This window comes from Streptomyces katrae (assembly GCF_002028425.1).
In the GTDB taxonomy this organism is placed as follows: Bacteria; Actinomycetota; Actinomycetes; order Streptomycetales; family Streptomycetaceae; genus Streptomyces; species Streptomyces katrae_A.
In genome coordinates this window covers 3,807,968-3,825,641 of the sequence record NZ_CP020042.1, presented here as the reverse complement: position 1 = coordinate 3,825,641, position 17,674 = coordinate 3,807,968, and the positions used below count along the sequence as shown (strand labels likewise).

Annotated in this window: 17 protein-coding genes; 7 read left to right on the top strand and 10 right to left on the bottom strand. The window is 74.4% G+C overall.

Annotation, left to right across the window (positions count from 1 at the left end; genetic code table 11):
* Positions 1-24: 24 nt before the first annotated feature.
* The 3 genes from B4U46_RS17360 to B4U46_RS17350 are packed head-to-tail and all read right to left on the bottom strand — an operon-like array spanning position 25 to position 2,320.
* Positions 25-1,251 (bottom strand): MFS transporter, encoded by a 1,227-nt coding sequence (locus B4U46_RS17360; protein WP_079428484.1) that lies wholly within the window; start codon positions 1,249-1,251, stop codon positions 25-27.
* Between the two features lie 48 nt (positions 1,252-1,299).
* Positions 1,300-1,965, bottom strand: coding sequence for a hypothetical protein (locus B4U46_RS17355; protein WP_079428482.1), 666 nt, complete (start codon positions 1,963-1,965; stop codon positions 1,300-1,302).
* Between the two features lie 43 nt (positions 1,966-2,008).
* Positions 2,009-2,320: an antibiotic biosynthesis monooxygenase family protein gene (locus B4U46_RS17350; protein ID WP_079428480.1), complete on the bottom strand. Its 312-nt coding sequence runs from the start codon at positions 2,318-2,320 to the stop codon at positions 2,009-2,011.
* 176 nt (positions 2,321-2,496) lie between these two features.
* Between B4U46_RS17350 and B4U46_RS17345 the strand changes: the two genes are divergently transcribed.
* Positions 2,497-3,741, top strand: coding sequence for an FAD-dependent monooxygenase (locus B4U46_RS17345; RefSeq protein ID WP_079428478.1), 1,245 nt, complete (start codon positions 2,497-2,499; stop codon positions 3,739-3,741).
* 72 nt (positions 3,742-3,813) lie between these two features.
* Here the strand turns inward: B4U46_RS17345 and B4U46_RS40065 are convergent, their stop codons facing one another.
* Complete coding sequence (locus tag B4U46_RS40065; protein ID WP_107438281.1) at positions 3,814-4,854, bottom strand: nucleotidyltransferase domain-containing protein; 1,041 nt, start codon at positions 4,852-4,854, stop codon at positions 3,814-3,816.
* Between the two features lie 136 nt (positions 4,855-4,990).
* Between B4U46_RS40065 and B4U46_RS17330 the strand changes: the two genes are divergently transcribed.
* Together B4U46_RS17330 and B4U46_RS17325 are read left to right on the top strand one after the other, a co-directional pair.
* Positions 4,991-6,850: a C1 family peptidase gene (locus B4U46_RS17330; RefSeq protein WP_237292946.1), complete on the top strand. Its 1,860-nt coding sequence runs from the start codon at positions 4,991-4,993 to the stop codon at positions 6,848-6,850.
* A gap of 17 nt (positions 6,851-6,867) precedes the next feature.
* Positions 6,868-7,182, top strand: coding sequence for a protease inhibitor I42 family protein (locus B4U46_RS17325; RefSeq protein ID WP_079428474.1), 315 nt, complete (start codon positions 6,868-6,870; stop codon positions 7,180-7,182).
* Here the strand turns inward: B4U46_RS17325 and B4U46_RS17320 are convergent.
* Positions 7,166-8,341, bottom strand: a complete 1,176-nt coding sequence (locus B4U46_RS17320) for a DUF418 domain-containing protein (RefSeq protein ID WP_079428472.1) — start codon at positions 8,339-8,341, stop codon at positions 7,166-7,168. The two genes, B4U46_RS17325 and B4U46_RS17320, sit on opposite strands and share 17 nt — an antisense overlap.
* 192 nt (positions 8,342-8,533) lie before the next feature.
* Between B4U46_RS17320 and B4U46_RS17315 the strand changes: the two genes are divergently transcribed.
* Positions 8,534-9,199 (top strand): GntR family transcriptional regulator, encoded by a 666-nt coding sequence (locus tag B4U46_RS17315; protein ID WP_079431822.1) that lies wholly within the window; start codon positions 8,534-8,536, stop codon positions 9,197-9,199.
* Entirely contained in the window at positions 9,196-10,539 is a 1,344-nt protein-coding gene (locus tag B4U46_RS17310) for an MFS transporter (RefSeq protein ID WP_079428470.1), read from the top strand. The genes B4U46_RS17315 and B4U46_RS17310 overlap by 4 nt, the downstream gene beginning before the upstream one ends.
* Here B4U46_RS17310 and B4U46_RS17305 read toward each other — a convergent pair.
* Positions 10,529-11,356, bottom strand: a complete 828-nt coding sequence (locus B4U46_RS17305; RefSeq protein ID WP_079428468.1) for a maleylpyruvate isomerase family mycothiol-dependent enzyme — start codon at positions 11,354-11,356, stop codon at positions 10,529-10,531. The two genes, B4U46_RS17310 and B4U46_RS17305, sit on opposite strands and share 11 nt — an antisense overlap.
* Before the next feature lie 139 nt (positions 11,357-11,495).
* Here B4U46_RS17305 and B4U46_RS17300 point away from each other — a divergent pair, with 139 nt between their 5' ends.
* A complete protein-coding gene (locus B4U46_RS17300; protein WP_079428466.1) occupies positions 11,496-12,275 on the top strand; it encodes a carbon-nitrogen family hydrolase in 780 nt (259 codons plus the stop codon).
* Between the two features lie 46 nt (positions 12,276-12,321).
* On the opposite strand, the gene B4U46_RS17295 is transcribed toward B4U46_RS17300, so the two are convergent.
* Positions 12,322-12,852: an LURP-one-related/scramblase family protein gene (locus B4U46_RS17295; protein WP_079428464.1), complete on the bottom strand. Its 531-nt coding sequence runs from the start codon at positions 12,850-12,852 to the stop codon at positions 12,322-12,324.
* Positions 12,853-12,918: 66 nt separating this feature from the next.
* Positions 12,919-13,497: a Uma2 family endonuclease gene (locus B4U46_RS17290; RefSeq protein ID WP_079428462.1), complete on the bottom strand. Its 579-nt coding sequence runs from the start codon at positions 13,495-13,497 to the stop codon at positions 12,919-12,921.
* 127 nt (positions 13,498-13,624) lie between these two features.
* On the opposite strand from B4U46_RS17290, the gene B4U46_RS17285 reads away from it, so the two are divergent.
* Complete coding sequence (locus B4U46_RS17285; protein WP_079428460.1) at positions 13,625-15,463, top strand: NHL domain-containing thioredoxin family protein; 1,839 nt, start codon at positions 13,625-13,627, stop codon at positions 15,461-15,463.
* 35 nt (positions 15,464-15,498) lie between these two features.
* On the opposite strand, the gene B4U46_RS17280 is transcribed toward B4U46_RS17285, so the two are convergent.
* Entirely contained in the window at positions 15,499-16,791 is a 1,293-nt protein-coding gene (locus B4U46_RS17280) for a M18 family aminopeptidase (RefSeq protein ID WP_079431821.1), read from the bottom strand.
* Between the two features lie 104 nt (positions 16,792-16,895).
* Positions 16,896-17,633 (bottom strand): hypothetical protein, encoded by a 738-nt coding sequence (locus B4U46_RS17275; protein ID WP_079428458.1) that lies wholly within the window; start codon positions 17,631-17,633, stop codon positions 16,896-16,898.
* Positions 17,634-17,674 lie beyond the last annotated feature (41 nt).

The following is a 17,674-nucleotide window of genomic DNA, read 5'->3' as shown; positions in this document are numbered from 1 at the left end:
GAGCCTATCGACGGAGCCGGAGGGCTAGGAGCGGCGGTTGATCCGGTGGACCGCCGGGACGCAGAGGTTGAGGGCGGCCGCCGCGGCGATCAGGGCGGCGCAGGCCAGGAGGGCCGTGCGGGTGGTCCAGAGCTCGGCCGCCAGGGCCGTGATCAGGTAGCCGAGGGGGATGGCCAGGCGTTCGCCGACTCCGTTGAAGGCGCTCATGCGGCCCTGTTCCGGCTGCGGGACGTGCTGCTGGAACGCGGTGTTCCAGGCGACGATCGCCACGTCGAGGCCGATCCCGGCGAGGAGGGCGGCCGCCAGCACGAGCGGCAGCGGCAGGGCGAGGGCCAGCGCGGCGAGGGGGAGGGCGAGGGCGCCGGAGGTGACGACCGCGACCGTGAGGAGGCGGTACGGCTTCCAGCGCAGGCAGACCAGGGTTCCGGCCAGCAGGCCGCACGAGAACGCGGCCTGGACCAGGCCCCAGTCGCGCGCCCCGGCGTACTCCCCGGCGGCGACCAGGGGGCCGAGGAGCTGGAAGCCGGCCAGCCAGGCCGCGACGAGGACCGCCCCCGCGGCCGTGTACGTCCACAGCCAGGTACGGGACCAGAAGCCGTCCCAGCCCGCGCGGAGGTCGGCCAGGACACCCCTGGCCGGGGTGGGCGGGGTCTCCAGGGAGAGGCTGAGGAGCAGGACGGCGGCGATGGCGAAGGTGAGGGCGTCCCAGGCCAGGGCCCAGGCGGCGCCGCTCGCGGCGACGACGACGCCGCCCACGACCGGCCCCACCACCTTCACGGCGTTGCCCGGGAGCCGGAGCAGCGCGTTGGCCTGCTGCAGGTGCTCCTCGGGGACGATCTGGGCGACGGCGCCCTGCATGGCCGGAACGATGAACGAGGCCGCCGTGCCCGAGATCAGGCCGCAGGCGGCTATGGAGAGCGTCGTCGCGTGTCCCGTGGCCACGGTCAGGGCGAGCACGCCCTGTGCGGCGGCGGCCAGGAGGTTGCCGAGGAAGAGGATCCGGCTGCGGGACAGCCGGTCGGCGAAGACGCCGCCCAGCAGGAGGAACACGATCGTCGGCACGGTGTTCGTGGCGAGGACCAGGCCGAGGGAGCCCGCTCCTCCGCCCTGCTCGATCACGGAGTAGGCCAGGGCGAGGGGGGCCATGGCGGACCCGGCGGCGGAGATGAGGTTCGCCGAGACGAACCGCCGGAAGGCGGCCGTCCTCCAGGGCGTCCGGGTGTCCTCCGACAGCTCGGCGGTGCTCTTCATGATCTCCCTCGGGCTCGGTGCGATGAGCACCCTACGGGCCGGGGGGAGTCAGTACCCCAGGTTTTCGCGCCAGGCCAGGGTCGAGACGAGCTCCGCGCTGAACGCCTCACAGAGCGCGAGCGCCTCCCGGCCGGCGGCGGTGCCGGGCAGCCCCGCGCCGGGCGGCAGCGCCGCCACGAGGTCCTGGCAGGCGGCCTCGACGCGGAGGTTGCGGGCTTCGTGGTAGCCCACGGCGGTGCCGCCGCCGGCCACGGTCGCGAGGTACCGGGCGTGGGCGTGCCGGGCCGGGTGGTCCCACAGGGAGTCCTCGCAGGAGCGGTCGAGCGAGCGGGACAGGTCGCGGGCCAGCCGGATGACCCGCTCGGCCTCCTCGGCGCCCGGCTCCCGGGCGGTCGTCCACGCGTGGAGCTCGGCCAGGACCTCCAGCTGGACCTCCGCGACGACGCCCTCCGGCTCTGCCTCCGGGGGGCTCGTGAAGAGCGGGCCCGGATCCGGCAGCGGCTCGTCGTGCACGGGGAGGAGCATCCCCCGGAAGGCGGCCTCCACCGCCGAGCGGTGGATCCCCCAGCCGGGATCGAGCCCGAGCACCAGCAGCGGTGCGCGCAGCCGCCACAGCGCCAGCAGGGCCGTGTGACCTCGCTGTTCGACGGTCATCTCCGCGCACCGCGCCGCGAGCGCCTCGTCGTCTTCGTCCAGCTCACCGGGTCCGCTCATGCCCCGACCCTACGGCGGCACGGGCGGCGCCGGATCCGGCGCGTCAGACCGGGCCCACCTGGGCGGTGAGGTGGACCGCGATCTCGAACACCGCCAGGACGGGCTCGGCGCCCACCTCGCGGAAGAGGCGGGGGGCCGGGGCGTCGCCGGGAACGTTCCGTACGGCCTCCAGGGCGGCCCGGTCCCGCCACAGCGTGTGGATGCGCCAGACGCCGTCCTGGCCGCGCAGCAGCTCCGAGCGGATCAGCCCGTCGGGCAGGGGATGGCTCACGAGCTCGCGGTAGGCGGCCACGAGGTCGGCCTCGCGCCCGGCCGCGACGACCCCGCTGACCTCGCTCAGCACCTGTCCGGCCATGGTCCTCGCCTCCTTGACCTCCCCGCCCCTCCCCACGCTACGCGCGCCGCGGCGGGTCGGCGCCCCGGCCGGGGACACGGGCCGGCGGTGGCCGGATCCGTTCTGTCGCCCGGGGCACGGTCCTCCGCGTCAGTAGGCTGGCCGGCCGGACAACTGGGCGGCGGGCGGAGGGCGTCATGCGTGGTGGGACGGTCGCGGTGGTCGGGGGGAGCATCGCCGGGTGCGCGTTCGCGTCGGCCGCGGTGCGGGCGGGAGCCGGGGAGGTCGTCGTACTGGAACGGACCCGGGGGCGGCTCGCGGACCGGGGGGTCGGGCTGTGCGTGCACGACGACCGGGCCGCGGAACTGGTGGCCGCCGGGGCGCTGCCGCCGGGGATCCCCGCGCACCGGCTGGAGCGGCGGCGGTGGGTGGTGCGGGACGCCGGGGCGGGGGCCGGGGGGCGGCTCATCTGGGAGCAGCCGTTCCCGTTCCACTCGTACCACTGGGGGCTGCTGTGGCGGGGGCTGCGGGAGGCGGTCCCAGGGGCGGTGGACTACCGGCAGGGCGTGGCCGTTGCGGGAGTGGACGGGGACGGGGACGGGGCCGGGGGCGTGGGCCGCGGGAGGGGCCGGGTCGGCGTGCGGTTCGGGGGCGGGGGCGTGGAGCGGTTCGACCTCGTCGTCGGGGCCGACGGGTACCGGTCGGTGGTGCGGGAGGCGGTGAGCCCGGGGGCGACGCCGCACTACGCCGGGTACGTGTGCTGGCGGGGGAACTTCGACGCCGCGCTGCTGGAGGGGCTGGGGGGAGCCGAGTCGTACCCCGCGGCGGTGACCACCGTGTGCTTCCCCGGGGGCAGTTGCGTGATCTACCGGATCCCCGGGCCGGAGGGCCTGCGGGTGAACTGGGTGCTGTACGCGGCGCCGCCGCCGGGCGCGGGGCTGCGCTTCGACGACCCGACCAGCTTTCCGCCGGGGGCGCTGGGGCAGGAACTCGCCGCTCACCTGCGGGCCTTGCTGGAGCGGGAGTTCCCGGAGTACTGGGGGCGGGCGCTGGCGCTGACGGCGCCGGGGGACACGTTCGTGCAGCCCATCTACGACCTGGTGACGGAGCCCGCCGCGGCGGGGCGGCTGCTGCTGGCCGGCGACGCGGCGAGCGTGGTGCGGCCGCACAACACGAGCGGGGCCGCGAAAGCCCTCCAGGACGCCACCGCCTTCGGCGCGGCCTGGGCGCGGGCGGGGTCCTGGGAGGAGCTGGTCGCCGGCTACCAGGCGGCGCGGGGCGGGGCCGGGCGGGAGCTGGTCGCGCTGGCGCGGCGGCTGGGGCGGGCGCAGGTGGAGGAGACGCCGGTGTGGGCGCGGATGAGTGCCGCCGAGGTGGCGGGCTGGTGGGAGGGGCAACTGGCGGGTGCGGCGGGGATCGGGGGGCAGGCCATGTCCTCGTAGGGACGGGGACGGGGGCTGCCGGTTCGGTCCCGGGTGCGGGTGCGGGTGCCGGGGCGGGTGCGGGCCGGGTGGTCAGTCGTCGGCCGCCACCAGGAGGGTCAGGTGGCCCGCGGCGCGGTCGATGACGACCAGTTCGTGGAACTCGCCGTGTACGCCGCCCCAGTCGTGGAAGTCGTCCTCCCCGACCCCCGTCAGGTGGTGGATCGTGGTGGCCGGGGTCAGGCGGGCGAACGCCTCCCGCCGCAGGTCCGCCTCCAACTCTTCCGGGACCGGCCCGTACTGGTCCGCCCAGGTGCGCAGGAGGTGCGCCGCGTCGGCGGCGGGGACCGGCGCGTAGGCGGCCGGGGTGATCAGGCGCCGCCAGAACGGGCCGTGCCGTCGGCCCAGCGGCAGGACGCCGCCGCCCGCGTAGTCGTCCCGGAACTGCTCGTGGGCGATGAGGGCGGCCAGGAGGCCCGTGTCCGGGAGCGGGGCGGCCGGGAGGCGGAAGTGCTTGGTGTCGAGCCAGCGGAAGCCGTGTCCCCAGTCCTCCCCGGAGGCGTACGTACGGAAGTTGACGAACGCGCTGCCCTCGTGGACGAGGGTGTCGTCCGTCGCGTGCAGAGCCGCCAGGGCGGCCTCCAGCCGGGCCGTGTCCACCGCGTCCTTCCGACGGCGGGGGCGCTCCGGCACCCACACCGGCATCATCCGCTTGATCTCGATCTGCGCCTCCGGTGACGCCACCGGGCACTCCAGGCCGCCCAGCCGACCCGGCTCCACCCCGTCCAGCAGCCCCTCCGGCCAGGGCGTGCCCGCCCAGGGGCCGCCCGCGACCAGGACCCGGCCGTCGCTGCGGCGCCGGGTGACGAACGCGAAGCCGTGCTCCTCCCCGTCGCGTACGACGTCCAGCTGCTGGTCGTCCGCGCTCAGGACCTCGTACCCGCGGGCCACGAGGAGGTCCCCCAGCCGCTGAGCGTCCTCGGCCCACGCGAACCAGTCGACGTCCTCGTGCTCCCGCGTGACCTCGCCGAGCCAGAAGTCCATCGCCCAGCCGCCCCGCAGCCAGACCTCGGGGCCGAGGTCGCGGACCTCCCCGATCATCGAGAGCTGGCGCTGCGTGCGTCGTGCGTCCATCCCGGAACCGTACGACCCCCGTGCGTCCGCGCGACCGCGCGGCCCCCCTTGACGGGGTCCGGCGGCGGGGGGACGCTCCCGGGGCTCACACACGAGTGGCTGGGGGGCCGGGATGCCGGAGGAGTCTGTCCATACGGTGGGGGAACTGCGGGCGCGGCTCGCGGCGCTGGGGGCGCGGTGGTCGGTCAGCGAGCACCTGGCCGACGAGGACCCCGTGCCGAGGCCCGCGCTCGGCCTGGAGCCGGGAAGGGAGCTGACGCCCGCCGCGGAGGCGGGGGCGGTCGACCTGCGGGCGCTCGTGGGGAGGGAGAGCGGCAACCCGCACCTGACGCGGCGCAGGGCCGCGCACGGGCTGCTGCCGGGGACGGTCGCGGGGCCCGGGCGGCCCGTGGCCGTGGACTGGCGGAACCGGTGGGGATGGCCCTGGCTGACGAAGGTCAAGGACCAGAACCCGTGCGCGTCCTGCTGGGCGTTCGGGGCGGCCGGGCTGGTCGAGTCGATGGCCCGGATCGAGCACGACGTGTGGGCGGCGCGCTCCGAGGGCGACGTGCACGACGGGTTGAAGTGCGCCTGCGGGCAGGGCGGCACCCCCGAGACCGCCCTGGACTGGATCAAGGACAACGGGGGTCTCGCCGACCCCGGCTGCTGGCCGTACGGCACCCCGCCGCCGGGCCTGCCCGCCGAGCGGCGCGACGCCTGGCGGGCCGAGTACACGCCCAGCTGGGACCGTTCGGGACGGACCGTCCGGATCACCGACTACGTACGCCTCGGCGACGTCGAGCAGCAGAAGGTCTGGCTGGACACGGTCGGGCCGCTGACCGCCTGCTTCGACGTGTACGACGACTTCTTCGCGCTCGGCGCCGGGGTCTACCACCGCACCGGCGGCCGGCTCGCCGGCGGCCACTGCGTGCTCGTCGTCGGCTACGACGACGCGGCCGGCTGCTGGCTGTTCAAGAACTCCTGGGGCACCGGCTACCACGTCGGCGGCTACGGCCGGATCGCGTACGGCGAGGTCAACATCGACTACTGGGCCAAGTGCGGCCTGCGCGACACCAACATCGACCCCTGGAGCAAACGCCGCCTGCACGCGGGCAGCGTCTACGAGAGCGGCAACGGCCGGGCCCACCGCAACTTCGAGCTGGCCGCGACCGCCGGCGGCGGCCGCCTGCGGCACTGGTGGCGCGAGGGCGAAGCCCCCTACGCCTGGGCCCGCGCCGAGACCTTCGCCGGCGACGCCTCCGGGCAGCCCGCCTTCACCGGCACCACCTACAACCGGAACATGGAGACCCTGCACGTCACCACCGGCGGCCGGCTCCGCCACTGGTACTACGAGCAGGCCGTCGGCGTCTGGCGCGACGGCGGCGCCTTCGGGCCCGGGGACGCCGCCATCGGCTCGACCCCCGCCTTCATCCAGAGCGACTACGGCAAGCCGGGCAACTTCGAGGTGGTCGTCCGCACCGCCGACGGCCGCCTCAACCACTGGTGGCGGATCAACGGCGCCCCCTGGACCTGGAACGACGGCGGCCGCTTCGGCTCCGGCATCGCCCACTACGGCCCCGCCCTCGTCCAGACCCGTGCCCGCACCCTCGACCTGGTCGCCGCCCGCACCGACGGCCGGATGCAACTGTGGTGGCGCGACGACCCCAACGGCTTCGTCTGGCGGCCCGGAGAGGTCTTCGGCAGCGGGGTCACCTCCGCGCCCTGCCTGATCGAGGGCCAGTACGGGGCGGCGGACGAGGACACCGCCGGGAACTACGAACTGTGCGTGGCCGTCGCCGGCGGGCGGATCGAGCACTGGTGGCGGGGCAACGCCGCCGGGGCGCCCTGGGCGCGCGGCGCCGTGTTCGGCCACGACGCGCTGGCCGTCACCGGGATGCTCCAGGGCAGCTTCGGGTTCAACCTGGAAGTCGTCGTCCTGCGCACGGACCGCATGCTCCAGCACTACTGGCGCGACGGCGCGGGATGGCACGAGGGGGCCGTCATCGGCCCGGCGTGAACCAGGAGGTCCCACGGGTGGAGGTGCGCAGCATCGTCCTCGGCGCCGGAGATACGTACGAGCTGAGGCTGACCGGCCGCGGGGCGCGCGGGTACGTGTGGACCTGGCAGGTCTCCGGGCACGCCGACGCCGTCTCCGTGCGCGAGACCGGGCCCGGGCGGGCGGCGCGGGCCCTGCCCGGAGAGGCGGTGGAGCGGACGTACGAGGTCCGCGGCCGGAGCCCGGGCGGGCGGGCCCGGATCCGGTTCGCGCAGGTCCGGCCGCCCTACCCGCAGGAGGCGCCGTACGACGAGTTCGTGCTGGACGTGGAGGTGGTCACCGGCGGGGCCTGAGCGCCCAGTGCTGCACGGCCTCCAGCGGGCCCCGCTCGAAGCGGCGCAGCCAGAGCCGGGACGCGGCGACCAGGGTCAGGCTCACCGCCGCCCACAGGCCCATCACCCACCAGGGGCCGGACCCGGCGAACCGGTCGGCGAGCCCGAGGCCGATCCCGTAGCAGAGCAGGACGCACAGCAGGTTCTGGCCGACGTAGCAGGACAGGGCGGTGCGGCCGATGGAGCCGAGCGCGCGGGCCGCGGGGACGGCGCCGCGGTCCAGGGCCCAGCCGATCAGCCCGGCGTACCCGAGGGCGATCAGCGGGGCGATGCCGTAGCGGCCGAGGACGAAGAAGTCGTGGCCGCCGAGCGCGGCGGCGGCGCCCAGCGGCAGGCCGAGGCCGAGCCCCCAGGCGGCCATCCGGACCCGGATCCGGCGCCCGGCGTCGGTCGGGGCGAAGGCGCCGGCGCGGTGGAGGCGGACACCGAGGAGGAAGAGGAAGACGAGCAGCCCGAAGGAGAACACGGGCTCGATGCGCAGCGCGAGGGCGTGGTCGAGCCGGAAGCCGATCTGCTCGGCCCAGCCGCCGTGCGCGTACAGCCGGACGGCCCGCGGGTCGGGGCCCTCGGGCGCGGAGTCCGGGGTGAGGACCTCGCCCAGCGTCACCAGGCCGATCAGGGTCAGGTGCAGCCCGCCCGCGCCCCACATCACCACCCGCCGCACCCGCTCGGAGCGGGCCAGCAGCCAGGCGACGAGCAGGGCGGTGACGGCGTATCCCATCAGCACGTCCCAGGCGAAGACGAGGACGAAGTGGACGGTCCCCTCCAGGAAGAGGAACGCGGCCCGCCGCGGGTAGCGGCCGGGCCACCGCTCGCCCCGGCGGGCGGCGGAGTCGTACTGGATGGCCAGGCCCACCCCGAACAGCACCGTCAGCAGCGAGAGGAACTTCCCGTCGGCGAGGAAGCGGAAGGCGGCTTCGGCGACGGTCGTGGCGGACGGGTCGGCGAGCGGGTCGGGCAGGTGCATGCTCCCCCGGAGCACGCTCCATTCGGAGCCGGGGGAGGCGAAGATCCAGACGTTGGTCATGAGCGTGCCGAGGATGGCGGCGCCGCGCAGGACGTCGAGGAGCGGGAGCCGGGTCGCGGTCACCCCGGGGGCGACGAGGGTGGTGTGGGCCATCTCCCCAGCCTCGCGGCGGGTCGGGCCCGGTACGTCCTGCCAGTGGACGAAGCCGCGCTACATCCTTCGGCGGAGCGTCGGGAGCGCGCGCTCCTCAGTACGGGCTCTGGGGCGTGCGCTCCCCGGCACGGGCGGGGTCCACATCCTGGACGGGGAGGGCGTGTGTATCCCTCATGTATCTATCCTGTGCGCATGCCAGCCGCCGCCACGCCGCCCGCCACCCAGGCCCCCACCGCCGCCGAACGCGTCTACCGGCACGTCAAGCAGGGCGTGCTCGACCGCCGTTACGAGGGCGGGGTGCTCCTCACCGAGGGCGAGCTCGCCCTGGCCGTCGGCGTCTCCCGCACCCCCGTGCGCGAGGCGCTGCTGCGGCTGGAGACCGAGGGGCTGCTGAAGCTGTACCCGAAGAAGGGCGCCCTGGTGCTGCCGGTCTCCGCGCAGGAGATCGCCGACGTGGTGGAAACCCGGCTGCTGGTGGAGGAGTTCACCGTACGCAGGGCCGTGCCCGCCCCGCCCGCGCTGCTGGACCGGCTCACGGAGCTGCTGGAGGAGCTCCGGCGGTACGCGGCCCAGGGCGACCTCGCCGCGATGATGGCGGCCGACCGCTGCTTCCACGCCGAGATCGTCCGGGGCGCCGGGAACCAGATCCTCTCCCGCCTCTACGACCAGCTCCGCGACCGCCAGCTGCGCATGGGCGTGGCCCTGCTGCACGCGCACCCCGACCGGGTGGAGCGCACCCTCGCCGAGCACGCCGAGATCCTGGACGCGCTGCGCGCCGGTGACCGGGAGGCCGCCGCGGCCGCCGTGCGCGGGCACATCGGACGGGTCGAGGCACTGGTGCGGGGGGCGGACCGATGAGCACCCCGGCCGGCCCGGCGGCCGTCCAGGACCCGCCCGGCGGGCGGCGGGCCGCGGCCGTCTGGTCGATCGGCGTCGCCGTCTACTTCGTCGCCGTGATCTTCCGTACCAGTCTGGGCGTGGCCGGGCTGGAGGCCGCCGACCGCTTCCACGTCAACGCCTCGGCCCTGGCGACGTTCTCCCTCCTCCAGCTCCTGGTCTACGCGGGCATGCAGGTCCCGGTCGGGCTGATGGTGGACCGCCTCGGCACCAAGAAGGTGCTGACGCTGGGCGCCGTCCTGTTCACCGCCGGGCAGATCGGCTTCGCGCTCTCGCCCACCTACGCGATGGCGCTGGCCGCCCGCGCCCTGCTGGGCTGCGGCGACGCGATGACCTTCATCTCCGTGCTCCGGCTCGGCACCCGCTGGTTCCCCGCCCGCCGCGGGCCGCTCATGGCGCAGCTGGCCGGGCTGGTCGGGATGGCGGGGAACCTCGTCTCCACCCTCGTCCTCGCGCCCGTGCTGCACGGCGCCGGCTGGGTGCCCGCCTTCGCCGGCAGCGCGGTGGCGGGGCTGGTCGTCCTGGTCCCGCTCACGCTCTTCCTGCGCGACCACCCCGAGGGCCACGCCCTGCCGCCCGCGCCCTCGGGCGGCGGCGGGTTCGTACGGCGCCAGATACGCGACTCCTGGCGGGAGCCCGGTACCCGCCTGGGGCTGTGGGTGCACTTCACGACGCAGTTCCCGGCGATGGTCTTCCTGCTGCTGTGGGGCATGCCGTTCCTGGTCGAGGCGCAGGGCCTGGAGCGGACGACCGCCGCCGGGCTGCTCACCCTGATCGTCGCCGCGAACATGGGCTGGGGGCTGGTCTACGGCCAGGTCATCGGCCGCCGTCCGGCCGCGCGGCTGCCGCTGGCGCTGGGCACGGTCGGCGTCACCGCGCTGCTGTGGGCCTCCGTCCTGCTCTACCCGGACGAGCGCGCCCCGATGTGGCTGCTGGGCACCCTGTGCGTGGTCCTGGGCACCTGCGGGCCGGCCTCGATGATCGGCTTCGACTTCGCCCGCCCGGCCAACCCCGCCGAACGGCAGGGCACCGCGTCCGGGATCACCAACATGGGCGGCTTCCTCGCCTCGATGACCACCCTGCTGGCGGTGGGGGTCCTGCTGGACGCCACCGGGGACGACTACCGGATCGCCTTCGCGTCGGTGTTCGTCGTGGAACTCCTCGGCCTCACCCAGATCCTCCGCCTCCGCCCGAAGGCCCTCGGCCGCGAGCGGGAACGCGAGCGGGAGCGGGAGCGCCCGCTCTCGGTGAGCGCTCCCGCCGGCCCTGCCGCGCCCGCCGCCCCCGCCCCTACGGCGTGACGGCGAAGTTCGCCAGGATCGCGTCCGCCAGCTGCGTGTCGCCGTCCACCTTCACCCGGTCCGCGACCGTCCGCGGCCGCACCCGGCCCGCCGCGAGGCGGACGTACGTCTCCCAGTCCAGCGACAGCGACACCGCCGGGCCCAGCGAGGGCGTCGAGTCGAGGGTGGCCCGGCCCGTCGCGTCCACCCGGACCGTCCGCAGGAACTCCAGCTCGCCGTGCACGTCCAGCACCACCGCCGTGTTCGGCGGCGCGCCGGCGCCCTTCGCCACCACCTTGGGCAGCCCGGCCAGCAGGATGTCCCGCGCCACATGCGCCCCCGGTGTGCCCCAGTTGCCCGGAACGCCCAGCGCCGCCCGCAGGTCCTGCTCGTGGATCCACACGTCGAACGCCCGGAGCCGCAGCGAGAGTTCCAGGGGGATCTGGTCGCCCTGGGGGCCTCGTACCAGCGTCGTGGCCGGGTCCCGCTTGTCGTTGCGGAGCTGGCGCTGGCGCCGGATGACGGTGTACTCCAGCTCGGAGGTCATCTCAAGGGCGGTGTGGTGCCGGCGGACGTCAACCGGAACCTCCATGTAGCGGGTGAACTCGTTCACCACGTGCCGCAGGTCGCGCGGCAGCGTGTGGATCGGCCGGGGGTCGCCGAGCTGTTCCAGCTCCAGGCCGATGATGTGCGAGACGACATCGCGCACGGACCAGCCCGGGCACGGCGTCGGCAGGTTCCACTGGCCCTCCGTCAGGGGGAGGACCAGTTCGGTTATCGCCTCGATCGAGTGTGTCCACGCGTCGACGTAGGGCTCAAGAGTGGGATGGACGGTCAACGGGACCCCTCGCTGGCTGTTCAGTGGCGCGTTGTGGACTATTCCCAAAACTACGCTGCCGATGAGCACCCCGGCAGCGCTTTCGTGTGACGATCGTAGGCCTTGAGTTGACCGGCTGACATGCCAGGACGGTGGTACTGTGCGCGCCTCGCTGATCCAAATCGCGGTGACCGACGGAGAGTCGGTGGCCTCACGGCGGTCCCGGGCCGCCGAACTCGTCCGGGAACAGGGCGATTCCGACCTCGTCGTGCTGCCCGAACTGTGGACGGTGGGCGCCTTCGCCTACGAGCAGTTCGAGACGGAGGCCGAGCCGCTGGACGGGCCGACGTACGAGGCCATGTCCAAGGCCGCCCGCGACGCCGGGGTCTGGCTGCACGCCGGCTCGGTCGTGGAGCGCGCGGGAGACGGCTCCCTCTACAACACCGCGCTCGTGCTCTCCCCGGCGGGCGAGCTCGCCGCGACCTACCGCAAGATCCACCGGTTCGGCTTCGACCAGGGCGAGGCGGTGCTGATGTCCGCCGGGGACTCCCTGACCACCGTGACCCTGCCCGAGCAGACCCTGGGCCTGGCCACCTGCTACGACCTGCGCTTCCCGGAGCTCTTCCGGGGGCTCGTCGACGCGGGCGCCACGACGATGGTCGTCTCGGCCGGCTGGCCGGCCCGGCGGCGCGAGCACTGGACCCTGCTCAGCCGGGCCCGGGCGGTGGAGGACCAGGCGTACGTCCTGGCCTGCGCGACGGCCGGCACCCACGCGGGCGTCGAGCAGTCCGGGCACAGCCTGGTGGTCGACCCGTGGGGCGAGGTCCTCGCGGAGGCGGGCCCGGGCGAGACCGTCCTGACGGTGGACCTCGACCCGGCGAAGGTGGCGGAGACCCGCGACCAGTTCCCGGCCCTCAAGGACCGCACCCTGGGCCGCTGACGCCGGCCCCGGGGGCCGCTCCACACCGGCGGCCCCCCGCCCGCCCTCAGTCCCCGCCACCCTCCCGCTCCCCCTCCCCGTCCCGCTCCCGCTCGGCCATCCGGATCACGCACACCGCGACCGCGACCATCAGCGCCGCGTCCGCCTCCTCCCGGACCACGTCCACCGCGTACGTCTCCCGGATCCGGTACCACTGGCGCGAGATCAGCGCCAGCAGCTCCCCCTCGTACTCGACCTTGAACTCCCGGTCCAGGATCCGCCCGCTGACGTCGAGCTCCGTCCCCTCGGACATGGTCACGCGGAAGTGGTTGCGCAGCAGCGACAGCCGCTTGCGGCGGATCACCGCGAGCCGCTTCCCGTCCCGCTCCAGGGTCATCGCGTCGCGGACGCCGGGGAACCCGCCGAACAGCCGCTCCCGCAACGTGATCAGGACCCGCCCGGCCGGATCCTCCAGCTCCAGGGTGTCGCGCAGCCGCAGCGCCTTCCCGTCGACGAGGAAGACGTGCCGCCCGTCCTCGTCCTCGATCCAGTAGTCGTCCCCGATGGCCAGCATTTTGTCCCGAACGAGGTATTTCACACGCAGATCGCTTCCCGGAACAGGCCGCCGCCATGCCCCTTCTCCACGCGCCCGGCCCGGCGGCGGCTAGAGCCCGTCGGTATCGAGCGTGATCCCGAAGGGCTCGGGCAGAGCCACCGGGGTCCCGAAGGGGTGCGGCCCGTCCACGGCCTGGTACCCGAGCTGCCCGGGCTCGGAGAACAGGGTGACCTCACGGGTCATCCGGTCCACGAGCAGGTAGAGCGGCGCGCCGTACTCGGCGTACCGCCTGCGCTTCACGATGCGGTCGGTCTCCGCGTTGGTCTCCGAGGTCACCTCCACGATCAGGAGCGTCTGATCGGGAACCAGCGCCGCGGCGCCCGCGGCGAGCTCTTCCGGGACCACCGCGAGATCCGGCACGTACCAGTTCGGCGACCGGGGGAGGTCCAGGTTGCCCGAGCCGGTGATGCAGCCGAGCTCCCGGACCCGCTCCGTGATCTGGTACCGGATCCGCTCGGCGGCCCGTTCGTGGTCCCATGTCGGCGTCCTGACCTCGCCGCTTCCCCCCTGGATGACCCCCTCGACGATCTCCACCCGGTTACCCTGCATGTGCTGGATGGCGTACTTCAGAGCCAGTTCGGGATCCACACCCTGGGTGTAGTCGCCGGACTCGGCGGCGGTGGCCATCAGGCAGCTCCTTCCGTCACGGTTCCACGCTCGCACGCCGCCCGCCCCGCGGTCCCCCGGTGGCGGGACCGGTCACCCGTCCGGGTGGGGGCCGCCGGGGCGTGAGGGCGGATGGCAAGCTTGAAACATGAACGATGCTGCCCCGGCGCCCACCCCCGCGCCCGCACCCCGCAAGCGTGCCCGTGTCCGTGCCCCCGAGCTGATCGGCAAGGGGGGCTGGCTGAACACCGGAGGCAAGGACCTGAAGCTCTCCGACCTCCGAGGTCGCGTATTGATCTTGGATTTTTGGACCTTCTGCTGCATCAACTGCCTGCACGTCCTTGACGAGCTGCGCGAGCTGGAGGAGAAGCACCGCGACACCGTGGTGATCATCGGGGTGCATTCGCCGAAGTTCGTCCACGAGGCCGAGCACGCCGCCGTCGTCGACGCCGTCGAGCGGTACGAGGTGCACCACCCGGTGCTGGACGACCCCGAGCTCGCGACCTGGAAGCAGTACGCCGTGCGGGCCTGGCCCACGCTCGTGGTGATCGACCCCGAGGGGTACGTCGTCGCCCAGCACGCCGGTGAGGGGCACGCGCACGCCATCGAGCGGCTCGTGGAGGAGCTGGAGGCCGAGCACGAGGCCAAGGGGACGCTGCGGCGCGGGGACGGGCCCTACGTGGCGCCCGAGCCCGTCGCCACCGACCTGCGGTTCCCCGGGAAGGCGCTCGTGCTGCCCTCCGGGAACCTGCTCGTGTCCGACTCCACGCGGCACCAGCTGGTGGAGCTCGCCGCCGACGGGGAGACCGTCGTGCGGCGCATCGGCAGCGGGGAGCGCGGGTTCGGGCCGGAGGCCTTCAGCGAGCCGCAGGGGCTGGCTCTGCTGCCCGACGGGCGGGTCGTGGTCGCCGACACCGTCAACCACGCGCTGCGGGTGTTCGACCCGGCCACGGGTGCGGTGGAGACCGTCGCCGGGACCGGGCGGCAGTGGTGGCAGGGGTCCCCGACCTCCGGGCCGGCCCTGGAGGTGGACCTGTCCTCGCCGTGGGACGTGGCCTGGTGGCAGGGCCGGGTGTGGATCGCCATGGCCGGCGTGCACCAGCTGTGGACCTGGGACCCGGAGGCCGGCACCGTCCAGGTGGCCGCCGGGACCACCAACGAGGGGCTGGTCGACGGGCCCGCCGCCGAGGCCTGGTTCGCGCAGCCGTCCGGGCTCTCGGCCGCCGGGGACCGGCTGTGGATCGCCGACTCCGAGACCAGCGCGCTGCGGTACGTGGAGGAGGACGGGGAGGGGTACGCCGTCCGCTCCGCCGTCGGGACCGGGCTGTTCGACTTCGGGCACCGCGACGGTGACGCCGCCCAGGCCCTGCTCCAGCACCCGCTCGGGGTGACCGCCCTGCCCGACGGCTCGGTCGCGGTCTGCGACACGTACAACCACGCCCTGCGCCGGTTCGACCCGGCCACCGGCCAGGTCACCACCCTGGCCACCGATCTGCGCGAGCCCAGTGACGCCGTGCTGGCCGGCGAGGACATCGTGGTCGTGGAGTCCGCACGGCACCGGCTGACCCGGCTGCGGCTGCCGGAGGAGGCCGTACGGGTCGACGCGGTCGCCCACCGCACCCAGCGGGCCGCCACCGAGGTGGCCCCGGGCACGCTCCGCCTGGACGTGGTCTTCCAGGCCCCGGCGGGCCAGAAGCTGGACACCCGCTACGGGCCCTCCACCCGCCTGCTGGTCTCCTCGACCCCGCCGGAGCTCCTGGCGGCGGGCGAGGGCGCCGGCACGGACCTGTTCCGGGACCTGGAGCTGAACCCCGACGTCGCCGAAGGGGTGCTGCACGTCTCGGCGATGGCCGCGTCCTGCGACGACGACCCGGCGAACGAGTACCCGGCCTGCCACGTCCACCAGCAGGACTGGGGTGTCCCGGTCACCGTCACGGCCTCCGGCACCGCCCGCCTGCCGCTGGTGCTGGCAGGCATGGACGGCTGACGCGGGCGGCAGCGGGCCCTGGTCCTTCCTGGGGGTCAGCCCTCCAGGAAGGACAGCAGGGCGTTCGCCAGGAGGAACGGATCGTCGGAGCCGCAGAGTTCGCGGGCCGAGTGCATCGAGAGGATCGCCACGCCGATGTCGACGGTCTGGATGCCGTGGCGGGCGGCGGTGATGGGGCCGATGGTCGTGCCGCAGGGCATGGAGTTGTTGGAGACGAACGTCTGCCACGGCACCCCGGCCCGCTCGCAGGCCGCGGCGAAGACCGCGCGGCCGCTGCCGTCGGTGGCGTAGCGCTGGTTGACGTTGACCTTCAGGATGGGGCCGCCGTTGGCGCGCGGGTGGTGCGAAGGGTCGTGCCGTTCCGCGTAGTTGGGGTGGACGGCGTGCCCGGTGTCGGAGGAGAGGCAGATGGTGCCGGCGAAGGCGCGGGCCTTGTCCTCGTAGGTGCCGCCGCGTGAGAAGACTGAACGTTCCAGCACGTTGCCCAGGAGGGGGCCGTCCGCGCCGGTGTCCGACTGGGAGCCGTTCTCCTCGTGGTCGAAGGCGGCCAGCACCGGGATGTGGTCCAGCTTGTCGGAGGCGGAGACCGCGGCGAGGGCGGCGACGCCCGCGTGCACCGACAGGAGGTTGTCCATGCGGGGGCCGGCGAGGAGTTCGCGGTCGCGGCCGAGGTAGGCGGGCGGCTCGATCGAGTGGACCATCAGGTCCCAGCCCGCCACCGAGCCCTGGGGCAGGCCCTCTTCCTCTTCCAGGAAGGCGATCAGGTCGCCCTCGCGGGCCTCGCCCAGGCCCCAGATCGGCTGCATGTGCCGCTGCTTGTCCAGCTTGAGGCCGTCGGTGTTGACCGAGCGGTCCAGGTGCACGGCGAGCTGGGGGACGCGCAGCAGCGGGCGGTCGACGTTGACGAGCCGGTCGGTGCCGTCGCGCAGCGAGAGCCGGCCCGCGAGGCCCAGGTCGCGGTCGAGCCAGGTGTTCAGGAGGGTGCCGCCGTAGATCTCCACGGCGACCTGCCGCCAGCCCTGCGAGCCCGTGTCCGGGACGGGCTTGACGCGGAGGTTGGGGGAGTCGGTGTGCGCCCCGATGATCCGGAAGGGGGTGTGCGCGGCCGCGCCTTCAGGCACGTACCAGGCGATGAGCGCGCCGCCGCGCAGGACGAACCGGCCTCCCGTGCCCGAGTCCCAGGCGTCCGATTCCGACAACTGCCTGAAGCCTGCCTTTTCCAGCCGCTCGGCCGCGTTGGCCACGGCGTGGTACGGCGACGGACTGGCCGTCAGGAAGGTCATCAGATCGTCGGTGTGGCCGCGGTCGAAGCGGGCGGGAGAGCTCATGTGGTTCACCTTAACGACGGTCGTGTTCGCCATGGCCGGGCTGCGGCGGATAGCCGAGGGGGTCGGGGTACCGCGGGGTGCGTGGCCCGCGGACTCCGGGGTTCTCAGCCCGGCGGACGCTCGAATCGGCGCTGCAGCTGCCGGCGCTCGCCCCGGCGGATGCGCGGGAGCATCTCGGGGGTCTGCGGCGGGCGCTGGGCACGTCTTTTGCGTCCGGCGCAGAAGATACAGGCCTCGCCGGGCGGGGCATCGGGGTCGACGGGTGCTCCGGGGTGCTCGGAGCATCCCGAGGCGCCCCGCGGCCGGGACAGTTCGCGGGCGACGATGAACGCCCGGTGGAGGTCGTCGGCGAGGCGGACGAAATCCTGGTCGGGTGAGCCGAGCGTGAGGTGGAAGCGCTGTTCGTCGATGCCGCGCAGGTACCGCCGCAGTACGTCGAGGGTGTAGGGGGGATCCGGTACGGGGTAGCCCAGGCGCCGCTGTTCCGTCGGGGCGGCGGGCGCGGCCGGGCGGCCGCCGCGCAGCCGCCGGCCGAGGCGGCGGCGGTCGTTGCAGATGAGGCAGCGGCCCCAGCCCTCGGGGGCCTCGGGGTCGAGGGCGCCGTTGGGGTGCTCGGGGCAGCCGGTGTAGCTCTTGGCGGGGGCGAGGCCGGCGGCCGTCTGGAAGGCCACGTACAGGGCGTCGGCCACGGGGTCGTACTCGGCGGGATGGGCTCCGTCGTAGAGGTCCTTGATCCGGTCGCCGAGGGCGCCCACGTTGGCCTGGAGCTCCTTGAGGGCGTACGGGCGCCCGGTGGGGACCGTGTACCCCCTGCCGCTGTGCTGCTGCTCCTGTGGACTCATGTCTACGAGCGTCCCACGAACCGCTGACAACCGGGGAACCC